A 17,095-nucleotide genomic window follows, 5' to 3' on the forward strand; every position below is an offset into this window, starting at 1 on the left:
TACGATTAAAGGTTAATGAACCGGGCTGTGCCCCCCTGACGTTTACCTCACCGTTTTCCCTGCGGCGTTGGCCTCCCGGCCCGCCTGGCTGGCTATTTGAGTTGAAGCCTCAGGTACTCAGTCGTCGGTTTTTTCTCCGTGTCGCCCAGATCGTACAGCACCTGCTGCTGGCGCGCGGCGGCCCAGTTCAACGCCTTCATGGGATCGTTAACCGCACCGGTGACGTACGACGTAAAAGCTTCCTGCTGGATGGCCAACAGCTCCGCGTACTTGGGTGAGTGGTAAAAATCCCGGTTGAACGGGATCATGAACTTCATCGCCCGGTTCCAGGGATTGATGCTGTCGAAATTCGGATCCTCCAGCGTTGCTTTCACCGCCGGGTTGCCGCCCTTTTTGGCAAATTCCAGCTGCGTCTCCGGCAAATACCACCACTTGAGAAAATCGAGAATGGCCTGTTTTTGTTCCGGGGTAGCGTAGTTGTTGATCACCCAGGATTGACCGCCGATGCAATAGAGGCGCTTGATGGACCCGTCCGCTTGCTTGATCCCAGGCGAAGGCACCACCATCACCTTGTCGCGGTTTTGAGGCGTGATCATCGCCAGGCCCACCGCCGCCCACATCTGAGCCGTGGCCACTTTACCCTGAGTGAAGGCGTCAATGTTCTCGGCAATCCCGTAGTTGACCGCCCCCGGAGGTTCGACCTCCAGGAACGATTTTTGGATTTCCAGGCCTTTGGCGTTGACCGGGGTATTCAGGTAACCTTCCACGTCGTGGGTCTTGGGATTCCAGAACTCGCCCCCCGCCGACCACTGGATCGGGTAAAGGGTCATGCTCTCGAAGTCGTACTCTTTCGAGTGCTGAAGGCACGTGCCGTACAGACCTTTGTCCGGGCGGGTGAAAAATTTCGAAATCGCTTTGAATTCGTCAAAGTCGACCTTTTCCCAATCCTCAAACGTTTGCGGCAATTCGCGACCGGTCTGCTGCTTGTAGGCGTCGCGTTCGGCCGGATTCTGAAAAAGATCTTTGCGGACGAACAGGACCAGCACGTCGGTTTCCTGCGGTAAAGCCACCTTGTGACCCGAGTTGTCCGGGTACTCCATATAAGAGCTCACCAGCACGGGGTGGTACCATTCCGGGTTCAAGTCCGGGTTTTGCTTGATGGTGTCATCCAGCTTCACGATCCAGCCCGGCTCGGTAAATGCCCCCAACCATTGGCTGTCGCTGACAATCAGCGAGTACTCGTTCGACTTGGTGGCAAGCGACGACGCCGCTTTCTGAAACAGCGTGGAAAACGGGGCATCGGCGTAAGTGAAACTGACGTGGTAGCCGTACTTCTCCGCCGCGTACTTCGCGAATTCCGGAGCCATGTCGACCGGGAGTTTGCTCGGCAGCCAGCCCGCCACGCCGAGTACGGACAACCTGATCGTTTTACCTTTGAGATCCAGGCGCTGTCCTTCTGCCCGGCTGGATGCCGGCAGCGCGCACAGGCTGCAAAAAATGAGCGAAGCTAAAAGGTGTCGGGTGGTCATGGCGGGGAACTTTGGTGGATGCACGACCCGCACGCTTGATACGGGTAGGCTTATGGACGCGCGAATGTAGAGGGATGCCCTTGAAAGTCAAGGGACGGCGGCCGGTTCTCGCCCCTGAGTTGCACATTTGCTCACCCTGCGGGTAGATGCTCGTGGGGATCGTCACGCCAATTTCTTGGGCGCGATTCCCACCAGGATCGAGCCGGCAACCCTCACGCGCCCTGGCGGGCTAATACATCGGTTCTGAGGCTTGTCGAGCTGTCTTTGCCCCGGAGTGTCCTGGTCTCGGCAGCGCCGCACCGGCGGGCACGAAAACGAGGAGCTTTTTTGGATTATCCGCTGGACTCTTTCGCATCTTCGGATGACGAAAATTGCGTGATCCCCGCCCGCTCCCGTTGCCCCTGGTGTAAAGTCGATGATCCGTTATACCTCTCATACCACGATGAGGAATGGGGGGTGGCCGATTACGACGGGGGGCACCTGTTTGAAATGCTGGCCCTCGAGGGCGCGCAAGCAGGGTTGAGTTGGCGAACCGTGCTTCGAAAGCGTGCGCATTACCGGAAGGTGTTTTGCGGGTTTGATCCCCACGCCCTCAGCCAGTGGACGGATGCGGAGATCGCCAACGCCCTGCGGGACCCCGGGATCATTCGCAACCGCCAAAAGGTGGACAGCGTGATCAATAACGCGCGGGTGCTCATGACGCAGTTTGGAGGCGATCCCGATCGGTTTGCGACATTTCTCTGGGCTGCGGTGGATGGCAAGCCCATCCAGCACGCCTTTCAATCAATGGGCGACGTGCCCGCGCGCGACCCGGCGAGCGACCGGCTTTCGGCTGAATTGCGCCGGCGCGGTTTCCGGTTTGTCGGATCCACGATCTGCTACGCGTTTATGCAGGCAGTGGGCATGGTCAACGATCACCTCGTTACCTGTTTCCGTTATGACGAGGTACGGCGGCCAGGCTAGGCATAACTGCTCCAAGCGCCAACCTCTACCGGTTGCCCCTGCGTCCGCCCCATCCCTGCGGCCGCTCGGAAGAAGTCCGATGCGGCATTCATGATCCCGGTCCGGCGTTCGGCCAACGCAACGCCGCATCGAAAAACGAAAGCAGGGGGATTCCCTCCAAAAGGCATGCGGAACAGTCCATGAAGTTGTTTCCCCCGTTGCCGGCGCTGGTTTCTTTCCTGCAGCCGACCGCACGACGCTTGGCGCTGACGGGCGGATTCACGTCCGTTGCGTTGGGGTTAAGCCTGGTGAACGCAGCGCCTGTCTCGCAGACATCAACCGGCGGATGCCCGCACACCATCACTTACGATCGTTACTCGCTCAAAATAGACGGGAAGCGCATCTTCCTTTACTCCGGCGAAATCCACCCGTTCCGTCTGCCGAGCCCATCCCTCTGGCGGGACGTGCTGGAAAAAATCAAGGCAGCCGGCTTCGACGGTATCTCCGTCTACTTTGACTGGGGCTACCACTCCCCGTCACCGGGGACGTATGACTTCACCGGCATCCGCAACGTGGATTACTTCCTTGAGCTTGCGAATGAGGCGGGCCTGTACGTGATCGCCCGGCCGGGACCCTACATCAATGCCGAAGTCGACGCCGGGGGATTTCCCGGCTGGCTGATTCGACTTCCCGCCAGCCTCAGGAGCACAGATCCGCGCTACCTGAGGTGGGCGTATGAATGGATGGAACGCATCGACGTCATCATCGCGCGCCATCAACTTACCAACGGAACCGGCAGCGTGATTGCCTACCAGGTTGAGAACGAGCTTTACGACACTTCAACCAACGGGCAGCAATACATCCAGGACCTCCAGAATAAGGCGCGCGCCGACGGAATTGTCGTCCCGTTTACATTCAATGAACCTACCCTCGGGGCGACGCTTTACATTACCGGACTCGGTGCCGTGAATCTCCCCGGCTTTGACAGCTACCCGCAAGGCTTCGATGCCTCAGACGCTCAAAAATGGTCGCAGGTTCCCGACTTCACGGTTAATCGGCCGCTGCTGCAAAACAGCCCGCTTTTCTCTGCGGAGCTCCAAGGAGGAAGCACGGACGTCTGGGGCGGCCCGGGCTACCGGAATTGTTATGAATTAACCAACGCCAACTTTGAGGGCGTGTTCTACAAATCCCTCATCGGCCAGGGCCTCACGATGATCAACTTCTACATGACCTGCGGCGGGACCAGTTGGGGATGGTTGCCTTATGACGGCCGGGCGAATTCATTCATCACCGGGGTCTACACCTCGTATGATTACGGCGCGGCGATCGGCGAGCCTCGGGTGCTCACCGGCAAATACGCGGAACAAAAGCGCATCGCTCACCTGCTTCGAGCCGTCGCCCCGATCAGTGAGACCGACCCGGTGAGCTCGGCCCCTGCGCCGACGAACGCCGCCCTTTTACAGTACACGCGAAGGAATCCGGAGACGAACACCTTTGTCTACGTGTTGCGCCATGCGGATGCCACCTCAACGACGGACGAGCGCACCCATATCACGGTCCGGACGCCCGACGGTGACTACGCTTCGGTACCGCAGCAACCCGGGGCCGCCATCGAGATCGCCGGCCGCGAGGCGAAACTCTTGCTGGCCAACTTTGCCCTGAAGCGGGGCCACCTGGTCTACTCCACCTCGGAATTGATGACCGAGGCGGACACGGGGGACGCCGATTACGTCGTTTTGTATGCACCGGCCGGCCGGCAAGGTGAAACCGTGCTGCGGTTCAACGCCCAACCCACCATCAAGGTGTTGGCCGGCAGCGTGGATTCGTCCTACGATCCGTCGAACGGGGACCTCCGGCTGAATTACGTCCACGGCGGGCTGGCGAGGGTGCAGGTGATCGGGCCGGCGGGAACTCTGTCCCTGCTCGTCGCCGATTACCCCGCCAGCGCGACCTTTTGGGAGCGTGATCTGGGCGGTCGCCAAGTGCTGGTGTCGGGCGCTTACCTCGTCCGCAGCGCAAAGATCATAGGCAATACCCTTAAACTGACCGGTGATCTGGACGCGGCGACCACGCTCGAGCTGTTTGTGCCCGAATCGGTGCGTCGCGTGGCCTGGAACGGCGTGGCGGTGGAGACCCGGCGCACGCCTTATGGGACCTTAACCGCAAGCCTGTCCGGCCCGGTGGCTGCCCGATTGCCGGCCCTTACAGGGTGGAAGTTCCAGTTCGAATCGTTCGAACGGGACGCCGATTTCGATGACTCACGCTGGGTGATGGCCAACCACCTCACGACGAATAATCCCAACCCGCCCGGTAGCCTACCCGTTCTCTATGCAGATGATTACGGTTTCCACCATGGCCATATCTGGTACCGGGGCCATTTTAGCGCCACCGGACAGGAGACTGGGATCACCCTGGACGGTGAAGGCGGTGTGTACGGGAGTTATGCGGTTTGGCTCAACGGCACCCTGCTCGGCACCCAGCCCAGCGGCCAGCGCACGTTTGGCTTCCCCCAGGGCGCCCTTAAGCCAAACCAGAATAACGTCGTCGCGGTGCTGGTCATGAACATGGGCCATAATGAGTCGTTCTTGCCCTTTGAGGCGGGGGCCAACACCGTCTGCGATCCGCGGGGTATCAAAACGGCCATCCTGCAGGGTACCGCCACCGGCACGCTCTCCTGGCGGATTCAAGGGAATCGAGGCGGCGAACGGGTGATCGACCCGGTCCGCGGTTGGTTCAACAACGGAGGGCTTTATGGCGAGCGACACGGCTGGTATCTGCCCCTCTTTAACGATGAGCGTTGGGCAACGGTTGACCTGCCTGACCGTTGGGTAAACCGGCAGCTTCCGGCGGGGGTCGGCTGGTATCGAACCACCTTTAATCTCAACTTGCCCGCGGAATCGGACGTGCCGATCGGCATCAACATCGCTGACCCGACCTCGCTGCCTTACCGTGCGCTGATCTTCGTAAATGGCTGGCAAATGGGCATCTATGCTAACGAGCTTGGTCCCCAACGAACGTTTCCAATCCAACCCGGGATCCTGAACCCGCACGGAGTGAACACGATCGCGATCGCCGTCTGGGGCGAAGAAGGAAGCGCCGGCGGCACCGACAGCAGCGGCGGTTTGGGCAAAATCAACCTGGTCAAGTACGGCAACTTCAAGGGCGGCGTACCGGTTACGGTTGTGCCTGCCCCGCTGATTCTCCCGTGAGACGGATGCCGGCTAAGCCGGTTCGCAAGACGCGCCTGCTGCAACCCGACGGGAGAGAAAGGACCACCTACCCAACCGGCCTGAGACGTGATTCGAGCATCACTTCGGCAGCTTTTTCCCGAGCCATTTCTCGAACGCTTTCTTACACCCCTTCTCAGGATGGTTAAGCCGGTTTTAGCCCCGAAGGGGCGGCCAGAACCTAGCCCAGGGTTCCACCCCTCTGCCATTTAGTTAGGGGCGGCGGGCCGGGCGTGGCCTTCCGTCCCGGTAGAACGGCTGATCCTATACCCTTCAGGCAGCGATCTCGGTAGAATGCCGGCTGGAGGGGGGGCGCCGCCGGGGGATGCTCCGCACCTTGTTGAATTGGTCTTAGGCCCAACGGCCCGGGAGAACCTAGCCCAGGGTGAATCCCTGAGCTTTGCCCACATTCTTTGAGGGCAGCGCGGAGACAGCCGTGACCGTCTTACGGCCCGAAGGGCCAAGAGAACCTAGCCCAGGGTTTACCCTGGGTAACCGTCAAATCACGATCGAGCCCTTAAGGGGCGGCAGAAAGCGTTGCTCATGGTTTCTGCCGCCCCTTCAACAAATCCAACCCGGCGGGGCGGGCGTTTGTCAGCGGAGGCGTACAGGCGTGACGCCTTAGGAGGGTTCGATCGGGGCGGGGTGCGTTCCCAGGGTAACCCCTTGTCTTTGCCCACATCTTTGCAACCCCTTGCGTCCCAGCCCGTTACAAGGGAATGTTCGTCTGAACGTGCGTTATGCAAGTGGTTGGGGATAACCATTTGTGAAAACGAGCTCCCAGATGTGGGTAACAACGAGGGGTAAATCCTGGGCTAGGTTCTCCCGGCCCGTTGGGCCTGGACGGTTTATACGATCTGATAGGTGTAAAGCTGGCAGGGCACCTCACCCCTGGGGCAACGCCCGCACAGGCACTGAAGTGCCTGGCTACGATCAGCCGTTCCTCCAGGACGAAAGCAATACCCGGCCTTGTATCCTTAACTAAATGGCCATGCGGTGGAACCCTGGGCTGGGTTCTGCCGCCCTTCGGGGCTAAGACCGGCTCAACCATTCTGAGGAGGGGTGTAAATGGCTCCTTTCGTCTCACTCGAAGTCGTATACCACGAGCCTTGCGAAGAGCGGCTTACACTGCTTCACGAATTCCACGTGTTGAGGATGATCCTGGTATTCATCTTGAGCTTGTTTGCTCGAGAATTGTAGGTTCAGCGCCACTTGATACGTCTGATCAACCACGCCGCGATGGCTTGGCACCATCTTACCGACGTGGAAATTCACGATGCCCGGGATTGACGTCAGGTATTGTTTGGCCGCAGCAACCAACCGGTCAGGGGCATCGGGCTCACTGGGGTCAGTCCAAAAGATAACCACGTGTGAAAACATCCCGCGATATTCAATGAAACTCGCTCCCGATGCAATAGGCGGAAGCGTTTCAGCCTTTGGCGAAAACGAAAGGTGTATGATCTAACCAAAAAGAAAACGCCGGCCGCGATCGTCTCCCAGCGGTTCCGACGGCAAAGTCGAACTGTATCGTTTCTCGATATTGTCGATAGATTCCTGCTATGGGTACCTCGGGTTCCTTGCTCGCCGACTTTTCGACCGACCGCCGCCTTTTATGGCTCTGCCGGATGGCAGCGGCCGTCAGCTTGGCCAGCGCGTTGGCGGCCGATGGGCTGCTCCAACTGATCGCGCTGATCGCGAGTACAGCGTGGACCGTTTTGATTTGTTGCGGGTACGGGACGTGATGGATCGAGAGCCGCCGCCGGTGCCCGCAGCGCAAACGGTCGCGCAAGCCGCCGAGGCGATCCGCCGCGGCGAGCCCCTTTACTGCCGGCGGCGGAGAACCCGGGTTGAATTGGGTGCGGTTGTTCGACGCGGGCCTTTCTGAAGGTCAATAAATCTTGCCGGTGGCTCCGCTCTGGACCGACAAGCCGGCGCCGCTGGTTTCATTGAAGCTCTCTGCCGTCCTGCCGTGCCCTTTAAACAGGATAGCCCCGACCTGGAACCCCGGACCCGCGACTTGACTAAGTCCCTGGACTTTTCGGGTTCCAGCAGTTTCCGCGGGCCGTGGCGTTTACTTTGCCGGTTCACAGCGGAAAATTGCAATCTTAGCGCCGATGCAACTTCCCACCATGACAGCGAAGCCGGCCGCTCCCCCCGCAAAAGGCTGGGTGGGCACCACGCTGGCGGTTTTCTACGTTTTCTTATGGGCCTCGGCTTACGTGCCGAGCAAAGTGGCTTCCACCCAGAGCCCGCCCTTATGGTTTCTGGCGGCGCGGTTCCTCGCGGCGGGTGTGGTGCTGGTTTGCATCGCGGTTGCGCGGCGTCCGCCGTGGCCGAAACATGTTTCGGGTTGGGTTTTCGCGGCGATCCTCGGGCTGTTTGGCAACGCCCTTTACTTGGGACTGACCTACACGGCCTTGCACCGCCTCTCGGCCGGCATGGGCGCCATCATTGCCAGCACCAACCCCCTCCTGCTGGCCCTTGTCGCGCCTTATTTCCTCAAAGAACGGCTGTCGATCACCAAGCTGGCAGGCTTGGTGATCGGCTTTGGCGGGGTGTTGACCATCGTGCTCGCGCGCACCGGCGGCACGACCGCACTGCCGCCCGACGTGGCGCTGGCCTTTGGCGGCGTCATGGCCAACGTCTGCTCGACGCTGATATTCAAGCGGTACGCGGTCCGGTTCGATCTGATGGTGGTCACGGCCCTGCAGATGAGCAGTGCCGGGCTTTTCATGGCCGTGACGGCGGCCTGTTTCGAGCCCTTGGGCGTGACGATCACGCCGGAGTTACTGCTGGCATTCGCTTACCTGGTCCTGGTCCTCAGCGTTGGGGCCTCGTTGCTGTGGTTTTGGTTGCTGACCCATGGGGAGGCAAGCCGTGTGAGCGCCTACTACTACCTCACGCCCGCGTTTGGCTTGGCGCTGAGCGCGTGCCTGTTGCACGAAGCTATCGGGCCCGGCGACTGGGCCGGGCTGGCCGCCATTGTGTTCGGGATTGTCCTGGTTCAGCAACGACCAAAAGATGCGGGCACGAAGACCGCCGAGTAAAGAAAAGTGGAACCGGCTGCGGGGTGCTCGCGGGGGGGGTGGGCCCGGCCGCCCAAATCGCGGTTACCAGCGTCGGAAGAGTCGCGGCAAGCGCTCCATGGTCCGAAGCGATTGGATGGCCGCCTCGCGGTTTGCCATCAAAAGCACCTTCTGGCCGTGGAGCGTGCGGGGATCCGGTAGGGGTAAGCGCACGAGAACTACCGCTTAGCTGCAAACCGCTGAAAAGCTCGAAAGGCCTTGCTTGCTTTGTAAGGCTCGACAACGTTTCCGAACGCCGGCAAGCGAGCGCTCGCTCCCGTCCTCCCACATGACCGGCCCTTCGTCTGCGGCGTACGCGTAACGCCACCTGATGTCCTGGCACAGGCCCACCAAGTCTTGGTAGATGCTCATCGCATTGACGCCCAGGCGGGTGAGATCGTGCCGGATGCTCGGGAAGATGGCCGCGGGGATCTTGAGTTTCACGAGTCGCTGTTCGAAGTGTTCATCCTCTTCCAGCGCCCGGAAGGGCGATTGCTCGTCGTGGCTCGGGTGAACGGTGAAGTAGCCGCCTTGGGCCGCAATCCGGCTGGAGACCAAGCGTGGAACGAGAATGCTGAGCTGCTTGATTTCGAAGGGGTTGCCCTTCCCGGAACTGTCCACGTAATCGCCCCCATCACTCACCAACCCCTCTCGAGCGTGGAACAACCAGATGACCCCATGGTCCGACTCGGCGGGCCGCTCCACGACGAACCAGGTCGCCGCCAAAGCGTTTACCGACCGGTCGAGCAATCGGGTGGGCAGCCCATGATGCTGAGCGACGGCCAGCCAGTCCCACTGGGTTTCGGGGCGCATCTCCAGAAAGGGCAGGCTACGGCGCATGAACTGCCTGAGCAGCGCCTGTTCAGTCTCCAATAAGCCCCCATGCTTGGGATGCAGGCGGGCAATAGAGGGTAGCAGCGGTTCGTCGACGCGCTGGCCACGGAAGAAAACCTCGCCCCGGCAGGAGCAATGTTCCTCGATGTAACCAACGAGGTCAGACAGAGCACAAATCACCATTTCTTGCATTTACAACTCCGCAGAAACTCTAAGTATACGCATGCCCTGCCGGGTCCGAGTGCGCGGGGCATAGAGCCTTGTGGTGCGCTCAGGGAGGGACCGCGGTGGAGACCGGGGCAAATCGGGGCCGATGTTTCGTCCTGAAGCGTTGCAGCTTTTCTGATTCGGCGGAAAAACTCGTGCCGACGGGCAACTTTGGGCTTTGAGGTCAGCGCCTGAGCCAATCGTGAAACACGATTCCCACGATGCCTGCACCCGCAATGACCCCCAGCGCCGCGCTTAACCGTACGGTCAACGATCGCTGCGCGGCGACCCGGGCCACTAGCGGGATGTCGACCAGCGTACTCGTCAAAGAGGCCAGCACGGCGCCGTTCGCCGCAATCGCGGCGTTCACCTCCCGGTGGGCGGCGGCCGTGCCGGCCGCGGCCACGGCCGAAGCGCTCGAGACCAAGCCCCCCGCGACGCTCACGGCATAAAATCCCCAGGTGCCAAGGCGCTTTTGGGCCAGGGTTCCCGCGACGTGCAACGCCAGAAAGATTAACCCGAATTTTAGCGCGGCCTTCAACGAAAAGGGTTGCTCGAGGTTCAACTTCGGGGTTTCCGGGCCAGCGCTGCCCCGTTTGAGGCCCTTCCAGATGAAAAGCATGCTGAAGAGGATCATCAGCGCCAGGGGGATCAAACTGCTCACCCACGCCGGCCAGGCCAGGAGGGCCAACAACAGCGAGTTGCGCAAGAGCATGGCGGCGGTGGCCAGCAAGGTTCCCCGGTAAGCCACGGCGAGAAGGCCCTCGCCGCCTTCTTTAACCCGTTGGGCCAATTCGGCCACCGCGGCGGTGCTGTTGACCAAACCGCCCAGGAAACTCGTGATGTCAAAGCCGCGCGGGCCGTAAAGTTTCCACAGCACGTAATTGACAAAGCCAAGGGCGGCGATCAGAAGGACGGTGATCCAGGTACCCTGCGGTTCGATCAAGCCCCAGGGGTCAACCGCCCGGGCGGGCAGCACCGGGTAGATGAGAAAACTCAAGATGGCCAAGAGGATGGCGGACCGCAATTCCAGGTCGCTTAAACCGACCACAAAGCCGCTGATGGTCTCTTTCCAGGCCAGCAACGCCGCGGTGATGACCGTCACGGCTACCGGGGTAAAGGTATGGCCCTGGCCGCAGAAGACGCCGGCAAATCCGACGAGCAGCAGCGCAGTGGAGGTGGTGAGGGCGAGCGTCTGGCGGAGGGTAAACTGGCGCCAGTTCATCAAGCCCACCAGCACCAGCAAACATGCCATCGCCAAAGTGGCGAACCGATCCCCGGCTAATCCGCCCACGCAGCCCAGCAAGGCCGCCAAGCCAAAGGTCCGCACGCCTGCCTTGCCGTGGTGTTCGCGCTCCAAGCCCACGAAGACCCCGCAGCCGACCGCCAGCACGAGCCGTAGGAGCGTGGGCAGGTAAGGCCAAGGCGAAGCGGGGTTGGTGACGTCGGGGTCCGACATAGGTCCTTTATGTCCAAAAACCCGCGCTCGGCAAGGGGCATGCCTTTGCCCGGCCCATCGCTTGGCTGGACAAAAGAATCGGTTACCGGTGATCGTGCCGCTAACGGACGCCCGTTGTCCGCAAGCGCGGCGCCAGCCGCAGGGCCAACGGCCAGGTGAGCAGGGCGGTGCCGGCCGTCATCGCGGTGCCCCAGCGCGGCCCGGCCCAGTCGCCCACCAAGCCGTACAGCACGGGCGCAAGCGCCCCCGAACCGATGACGCCGGTGTAGAATAGAGCGAAGGCGCGCTCGGCCCGGCCCGGCGGCGCCAACTCGGGTACCGTGCCGTAAAGCACCGAGGAGGTGCCGTTGAGCATGACCCCCAATAGCGGCAGCGCGACGAGCGTCGGGGTGAGCGGCAGGCTCAACACCGCCAGGATCAGGGCGGCGGTGGCGCCCTCAGTCAACAGCACCGTCGCGAGCACGCCCCATCGGGCGCCCAGCCACCCGCAGGCGAATTTGCCCGCCGCGCCGCCCCCGAACACCAGCGCGAGGGCAAAGCCCACAGTCGGCAGGGCGGCGCCTTTGGCCTGCAGCAGGAAGGGCAGGAAGGTGAGCAGCCCCATGCGCGCGGCGGTGTCCAGCACGCCCAGGACAAACAACAGGGCGAAGCCGCCGCGGCCACGGCCATCGCGGAAAACGGGGCTGACTTTTTCCCTGGCCGGTGCCGGGGCGACCGGTGGCAGGAAAGCCAGGACCGTCCCGGCGACGGCCATGCCCAGCGCGGCAAGCCACTGAAGCGCTTGGCGCCAAGGCATCAGCGTCAACAGCAGCGAGGTGAGGGCCGGCAGCGCCGCCTTACCCAGATCGCCGGTGAAGTTGTAGGTGCTCAGCGGTCCACGGGCTTCGGCCCCATAGGCCCGGGCCACCGCAGCCGAGGCGGTGGGGTGCTGGGCGCTGGAGCCCGCGCCCGAGAGCGCCAACCCGGCGCAGAGACCGAGCAGCCCGCCGGACCAACCAGCCAGCGCGTAACCCAGCGCGGCCACCGCCGTGCCCAGGGCCAGGACGGCGCGACCGCCGAGTCGTTCGGCCCCCTGACCGGCAGACACCTGCAGCGCCGCCATCAGCCCGGCGTGGAGGCCCCGCAGCAGGGCGAGCCGGCCGTAGCCCAGGCTGAACTCGGCTTGCCAGACCGGCAGCAGCACGTAGAGCAGATCGGCGTAGCCGTCGTGCAGCGCGTGGGCCAAGCCGGCCACCACGAGAGTGCGGGCCCCGTGCGGCGGAGTCGGGCTTTGGGTCGCGGAAGGCGGGGCATGCGCGGGTGGCATCGTGAGTTCCTCAACGGGGGCATATAAAGCGTGGTCAGGTTCGGGGCCAGCGGTTTATCCTCCGGCGAACGTGCCGCCGTGAAAGCGTGGCGGTCCGACCCGTGCTTGGCATAGAAACTACCCAAGTTAGTCGGCGGGGCCGAGATATACCCCTCGGATGCAGCCCTTCACGCTGTTAGGGCCGGCCGACCCAGATGGCCCGGACCTGCCGAACCCAGCGTGCTGGACGTTTCTCGCCGGGAACGATGACCCGGAGGGGGCCTTCCGCCATGGTGAGTGGCTGGCCATCGCGGCGATCCGCCAATACGATTACCCGATCGGTCTGGGCCGGGTCCAACTCTGCCAGGGCAAAGACGGCCCGGTACCCATCCGCAGCGTCCACCACGACGTACCTGGCCACCGCCTCGCGGTTGGGCATGGTGGTCGCATCGAGTTTCATGCCCGCGGCGCGCAGCACTTCCCCGAGCGACACGCCGTCATAGGTGATTTCCCGACCCTGCCGATCCTGGACGCGGACCTGCGTGCGGGGCAGGCGCGCCCAGGCCGAGGCGGTCCACTCCGCCGGGGCGGGCACCTGGCCTCCGACCCGCAAGATCGGCTCCGATGCGGCCGAGCGGCTCAGGGCAGGCGTCGCGCTCCCTCCTTCTCCCTGAGCGAGGGCCAATCCCCGAAACCCAAGCAGGCCCAGAGCAAGCGCAAGGCTGATGCGAAGGCCCCCATGGGCCCACAATGCGTTTCGGCGCCCCTTCACCGGCGTTCTCTCCACGGAAACGGCGCAGCCGTCAAGCGCCGCTCAAAGGTGGCGTTATCTCGCGCCCGAGGATTGACGCGCCGCGGCGGCGAGCTCGCAAAGGCGGTCGAACTTTTCCCCGCTCACCGCGATGTCGAGGTGAAACACCTCTGCAATGCCCCGCGTCCAGCCATGGATGAAGTACGTCCAACCGTCCTCGACCTGGAGGTTGCGCGCCGCAGCCTGAGCCTTGGCCTGACGCAGGAACACCAGATCGCCACGGTAATTGAATTCCCAAACGATCCCGTGCCGCGGAAACAGGGCGGCATCCGTCACCGGCGAACCGGGCGCATCTTTGCCCAGGCCGGTGGCATTAACGACCAGGGAGCCGGGGTTGAGGTGCTTCAGCACGGCGTCGTTGCCTTCGGGCCCGGTGATCTCCAGGTACTCGACCGGCACGTCCGAGCCGAAGCCGGCGTGCACGCGGCGGGCTTCCGCCAAACGAGACGGTTGCCGGTCGGACACCACAATGCGCGAGGGCCGGTTTGCGGCGTTGTTTTCGCTGCACATGAGGTACCAACTGGTCGCGATTGAGGAGCCGCCGGCGCCGGCCAGGAAAGCCTCGGCCCCGGTCTTTTGCCAGTGGTCTGGAGGAAGAAATCCTTCCAGGGCCAGCCCGGAAGAGATGGGGTCTTTGGCGTGGACAGCCAGCTTGCCGTGGGCCTTTGACAGGGAGCTGGTCTCGCCCAACCGCAGTGCGTGCGGATCGATTTCATCGAAGAGGTCCCGGCAGGCGGAGAAGAGGTCAATCTTATGCGTGGTCACCAAAGCGCCCTGCGAGAGGGGGTCGTTTTTGATGAACTCGACCGCGGCCCGGTAGGCGTCAGGTTCAGCATGCAGCGGGAAGTCGATGCCCGTGAGCTGGGCGTCGGCAATCCCCAGGTACTCGGCCCATCGGGGAAAGACTTTCATGATGGAAGACTGCGCGGTCGACACGCCGATGAAGTACATCGTGGGCCGGCTGGCCGGGACGTAAGCTTCGCTCATCGCGCTGCCTCCCCTGCTCGTGCTTCGGCCGCCGCCGAAGCGGCGGCTTTGGCCCGTTCCCAGCGGGCGATCTCTTCCTGCGAGCTTTCCTGGCAGCGCGGATTGGGCACTTCACGCCAGTCCCCGGCGCCGTCGTCGACGATCAGCACTTTCATGCGTTGAGCCCTGGCGATGATGCCATAATCCTGCCCGGAATCGGCCGGGTGGCAAAACAGGGTGAACAAGATCCCGGGGCCCGCGTTGACGCTCCGGCGAATCCAATGCGGGGGCGCGTAGACCGCCGTTTGCGGTTGCATCGCCGTGGCCCAGGTGTCGCCCAACGGCGTTTTTATGTGCATCACGCCCGCGCCGGTCTGGCGGTAGTAGAGCTCGCCGGTTTTTGGGGTGACAACGGCCTGGGCAGGTTCGGGAAAATGCATAGGCCGGTCAGGAGGAAAAGGGCGGTGGGACGGGTAAGAAACGCGGCAGACCAAACGCAATCTGCGGCCCAAAGATGTAGTTTTAAAATCTATTTGTAATTAAGAAACTAAAAACTACTGGGTTATCACTTCAGATTTCAACTGCAAAGGCGTCATGACACGGTTAAAAGCCGCTTCGTCCGGTAGCGTTGCACGCTTGAATGGTAGCAAGACTACTATCCGGTAGTCCCCCCCCTCTGGGCGCCAAGCGATCGGCCATCAAATCGCGCAGCATCGAGGCGCCGGTGAATAGCCTGTCCGAGGGGCAACCAGCAAAAAGTAGTGCTCTCCGAATGGTTTGGCGCGGGTTGCCGGGTGATCATCATCATGTGCTGGCGCCGGAAGGCCGGACCGCATAAACCTGAACCCAATGAGTTCGCACGGTTTGTTTTTGGCCATTGACGTCGGCACGGGCAGCGTCCGCTCGGCGTTGGTCGACCTCAACGGCAACCCGGTGGCGTTTCAGGCCAAAGAACATGCCCAGATCGTGCCCCGTCCAGGCTGGGCCGAGCAACGGCCGCGCCAGTGGTGGGAAGGGGCAGTCGAAACGACGCGCGCCGTGCTTCAGTCCGTGGCGGGCGCCGCCGACCGGATCGTCGCGGTGGCCGCCTGCGGTCAAATGCACGGGACGGTGCTCATTGACGCCGCCGGTGAACCCGTCCTGGATGCTGTCCCGCTATGGAACGACAAACGGACCCGCGCCCTCGTCGAAAAGGTGCGGCGAGACCACGGGATCGAGAGATTTTTGCCGATCACCGCCAATCCACCCGCCGTCGCCTGGCAAGCCTTCAAACTGGCCTGGATCAAAGAAAACCACCCGGAAGCCTACCGGCGCGCAACCACGCTGCTGATGCCGAAGGACTTCATCAATTTCAAGCTGACCGGCGAGCGAGCCGTCGATTATCCGGAGGCTTCCTGCAGCTTTCTTTTCAGTTGCCAGGACCACGGCTGGAGCCGGCAGATCACCGATCTCCTGCAACTCGATTACGAGTTGTTGCCGCCATTGAAGCTCCCGGCGGAATTCATCGGCCGGGTGACGCCGCCGGCCGCCGCGGTCACCGGTTTACAGGAAGGAACCCCGGTGGTGACCGGAGTAGGGGATTTCCCGGCTAGCCTGCTGGGCTCGGGCGTCATTCGGCCCGGAACCGGGTCGGACTCGACCGGAACGTCGACCCTGGTGACGCTCTGCACGGAGCGCCCGACGCTCGACCCGATCATCACCAACGTTCTGAGCGTCGACGGCCGAAACTGGAACACCTTCACCATCCTGGATGCCGGCGGGGATGCCATGCGCTGGGCGCGCCGGGCCTTTCACGAAAACCAATATTCTTATGAGCAGATCGTCCGGCTGGCTGAGTCTGCCCCTGCCGGTTCCGATCAATTGCTCTTTTTGCCCTACCTCAATGGAGAACGCCTGGGCGCCCATCAAAATGCCCGGGCGCAATTCTTCGGCCTGACGAGCGGCCACGACGCCGCGCACCTGCACCGGGCGGTCATGGAAGGGGTGGCGTTTGCCGCGCGACGAAACCTTCGCTTGATGAAAGCGGCCGGCCACCCCATTGACGTGTTGGTCGCAAGCGGAGGCGGCGCGAAAACGCCGCTGTGGTTAGAGATCAAGGCCAGCATTTACGGATGCCCGATCGTCGTGCCGAAGAAGGCCGAATGCGGAGTGGTGGGTTGCGCGATCCTGGCAGGGTTGGCAACCGGGGCTTACGATAATTTCGAGGACGCGGTTGCCCGGTGCGTCGAATTCGGGCCCGCGATCGAGCCGAATCCGGATTGGCGGGCGACCTACGAGCGCCTGGGAGAACTCTTTGACGACCTGCACGAAGCCAGCCAGCGGTTCTATGACCGTCTCGAGCAGTGAGGCTTAAAAGTAAACCAACGGCGCAGCGAGGCGGGGCCGAAATCGAGGCGATTGCAGAGCGGTTTGATGAGCGATTTTGGGGCGTGTGGGGCGGTGTTAGAGCAGCGTGATCCGGCCTCGGGAACGGGCCGCGGCAAGCCGCTTGCCCGTTCCTTCCCTCCGGGGAGTTAGGCGGGGCGGTAATGCCCCCGGACCCAAATGTAGCGGTAGCCGTTCCAACGCCAGTGGCCCGGCACCCAGACCACCGGATAGGCCGGGTACGGTGGACGGTATTCGGTCAATGGCGGCGGTGGCGGGCGGTAAGGGCGCGGGGATCGGTACACGACGGTTTCTGTGCACGCGTTAAAGGCCAGCATGGCCACGGTCCCCAGAGTTGCGCTGCGGGTTAGCTCACAAAAATGCGGCAATTGCATGGAACGTTTTA

At 62.4% G+C, this 17,095-nt stretch carries 13 protein-coding genes; 5 read left to right on the forward strand and 8 right to left on the reverse strand.

The genetic code is table 11. From position 1 onward, the window contains the following. Positions 1-92: 92 nt before the first annotated feature. A complete protein-coding gene (locus JO015_13055; GenBank protein ID MBW0000025.1) occupies positions 93-1,529 on the reverse strand; it encodes an extracellular solute-binding protein in 1,437 nt (478 codons plus the stop codon). Positions 1,530-1,907: 378 nt separating this feature from the next. Between JO015_13055 and JO015_13060 the strand changes: the two genes are divergently transcribed. Together JO015_13060 and JO015_13065 are read left to right on the forward strand one after the other, a co-directional pair. Continuing rightward, a complete protein-coding gene (locus JO015_13060) occupies positions 1,908-2,492 on the forward strand; it encodes a DNA-3-methyladenine glycosylase I (protein MBW0000026.1) in 585 nt (194 codons plus the stop codon). A gap of 179 nt (positions 2,493-2,671) precedes the next feature. Continuing rightward, a complete protein-coding gene (locus JO015_13065) occupies positions 2,672-5,680 on the forward strand; it encodes a beta-galactosidase (GenBank protein ID MBW0000027.1) in 3,009 nt (1,002 codons plus the stop codon). Positions 5,681-6,781: 1,101 nt separating this feature from the next. Here the strand turns inward: JO015_13065 and JO015_13070 are convergent. After that, positions 6,782-7,078 carry a Dabb family protein gene (locus JO015_13070; protein MBW0000028.1) on the reverse strand — a complete coding sequence of 99 codons (297 nt, stop codon included), beginning with the start codon at positions 7,076-7,078 and terminating at the stop codon, positions 6,782-6,784. Positions 7,079-7,257: 179 nt separating this feature from the next. On the opposite strand from JO015_13070, the gene JO015_13075 reads away from it, so the two are divergent. Then, entirely contained in the window at positions 7,258-7,440 is a 183-nt protein-coding gene (locus JO015_13075) for a hypothetical protein (GenBank protein ID MBW0000029.1), read from the forward strand. A 387-nt stretch (positions 7,441-7,827) separates the two neighbouring features. Next, on the forward strand, positions 7,828-8,745 hold the full coding sequence (locus JO015_13080) for a DMT family transporter (protein MBW0000030.1): 918 nt from the start codon (positions 7,828-7,830) through the stop codon (positions 8,743-8,745). 204 nt (positions 8,746-8,949) lie between these two features. Here the strand turns inward: JO015_13080 and JO015_13085 are convergent, their stop codons facing one another. The 6 genes from JO015_13085 to JO015_13110 form a co-directional block, all read right to left on the reverse strand. Continuing rightward, positions 8,950-9,780: an FRG domain-containing protein gene (locus JO015_13085; protein ID MBW0000031.1), complete on the reverse strand. Its 831-nt coding sequence runs from the start codon at positions 9,778-9,780 to the stop codon at positions 8,950-8,952. Positions 9,781-9,988: 208 nt separating this feature from the next. Beyond that, entirely contained in the window at positions 9,989-11,263 is a 1,275-nt protein-coding gene (locus tag JO015_13090) for an MgtC/SapB family protein (GenBank protein ID MBW0000032.1), read from the reverse strand. A 100-nt stretch (positions 11,264-11,363) separates the two neighbouring features. After that, entirely contained in the window at positions 11,364-12,569 is a 1,206-nt protein-coding gene (locus JO015_13095) for an MFS transporter (GenBank protein ID MBW0000033.1), read from the reverse strand. A gap of 175 nt (positions 12,570-12,744) precedes the next feature. Then, the gene (locus JO015_13100) at positions 12,745-13,320 is read right to left on the reverse strand and encodes a molybdopterin-dependent oxidoreductase (GenBank protein ID MBW0000034.1); all 576 of its coding nucleotides are present in this window, start codon (positions 13,318-13,320) and stop codon (positions 12,745-12,747) included. A 54-nt stretch (positions 13,321-13,374) separates the two neighbouring features. After that, positions 13,375-14,346 carry a shikimate dehydrogenase gene (locus tag JO015_13105; protein MBW0000035.1) on the reverse strand — a complete coding sequence of 324 codons (972 nt, stop codon included), beginning with the start codon at positions 14,344-14,346 and terminating at the stop codon, positions 13,375-13,377. Beyond that, a complete protein-coding gene (locus tag JO015_13110) occupies positions 14,343-14,765 on the reverse strand; it encodes a hypothetical protein (protein ID MBW0000036.1) in 423 nt (140 codons plus the stop codon). The genes JO015_13105 and JO015_13110 overlap by 4 nt, the downstream gene beginning before the upstream one ends. A gap of 409 nt (positions 14,766-15,174) precedes the next feature. On the opposite strand from JO015_13110, the gene JO015_13115 reads away from it, so the two are divergent. Beyond that, on the forward strand, positions 15,175-16,671 hold the full coding sequence (locus tag JO015_13115; GenBank protein MBW0000037.1) for a pentose kinase: 1,497 nt from the start codon (positions 15,175-15,177) through the stop codon (positions 16,669-16,671). The last annotated feature ends 424 nt before the right edge of the window (positions 16,672-17,095 follow it).

The organism is Verrucomicrobiota bacterium, assembly GCA_019247695.1.
Classification (GTDB): Bacteria; Verrucomicrobiota; Verrucomicrobiia; order Chthoniobacterales; family JAFAMB01; genus JAFBAP01.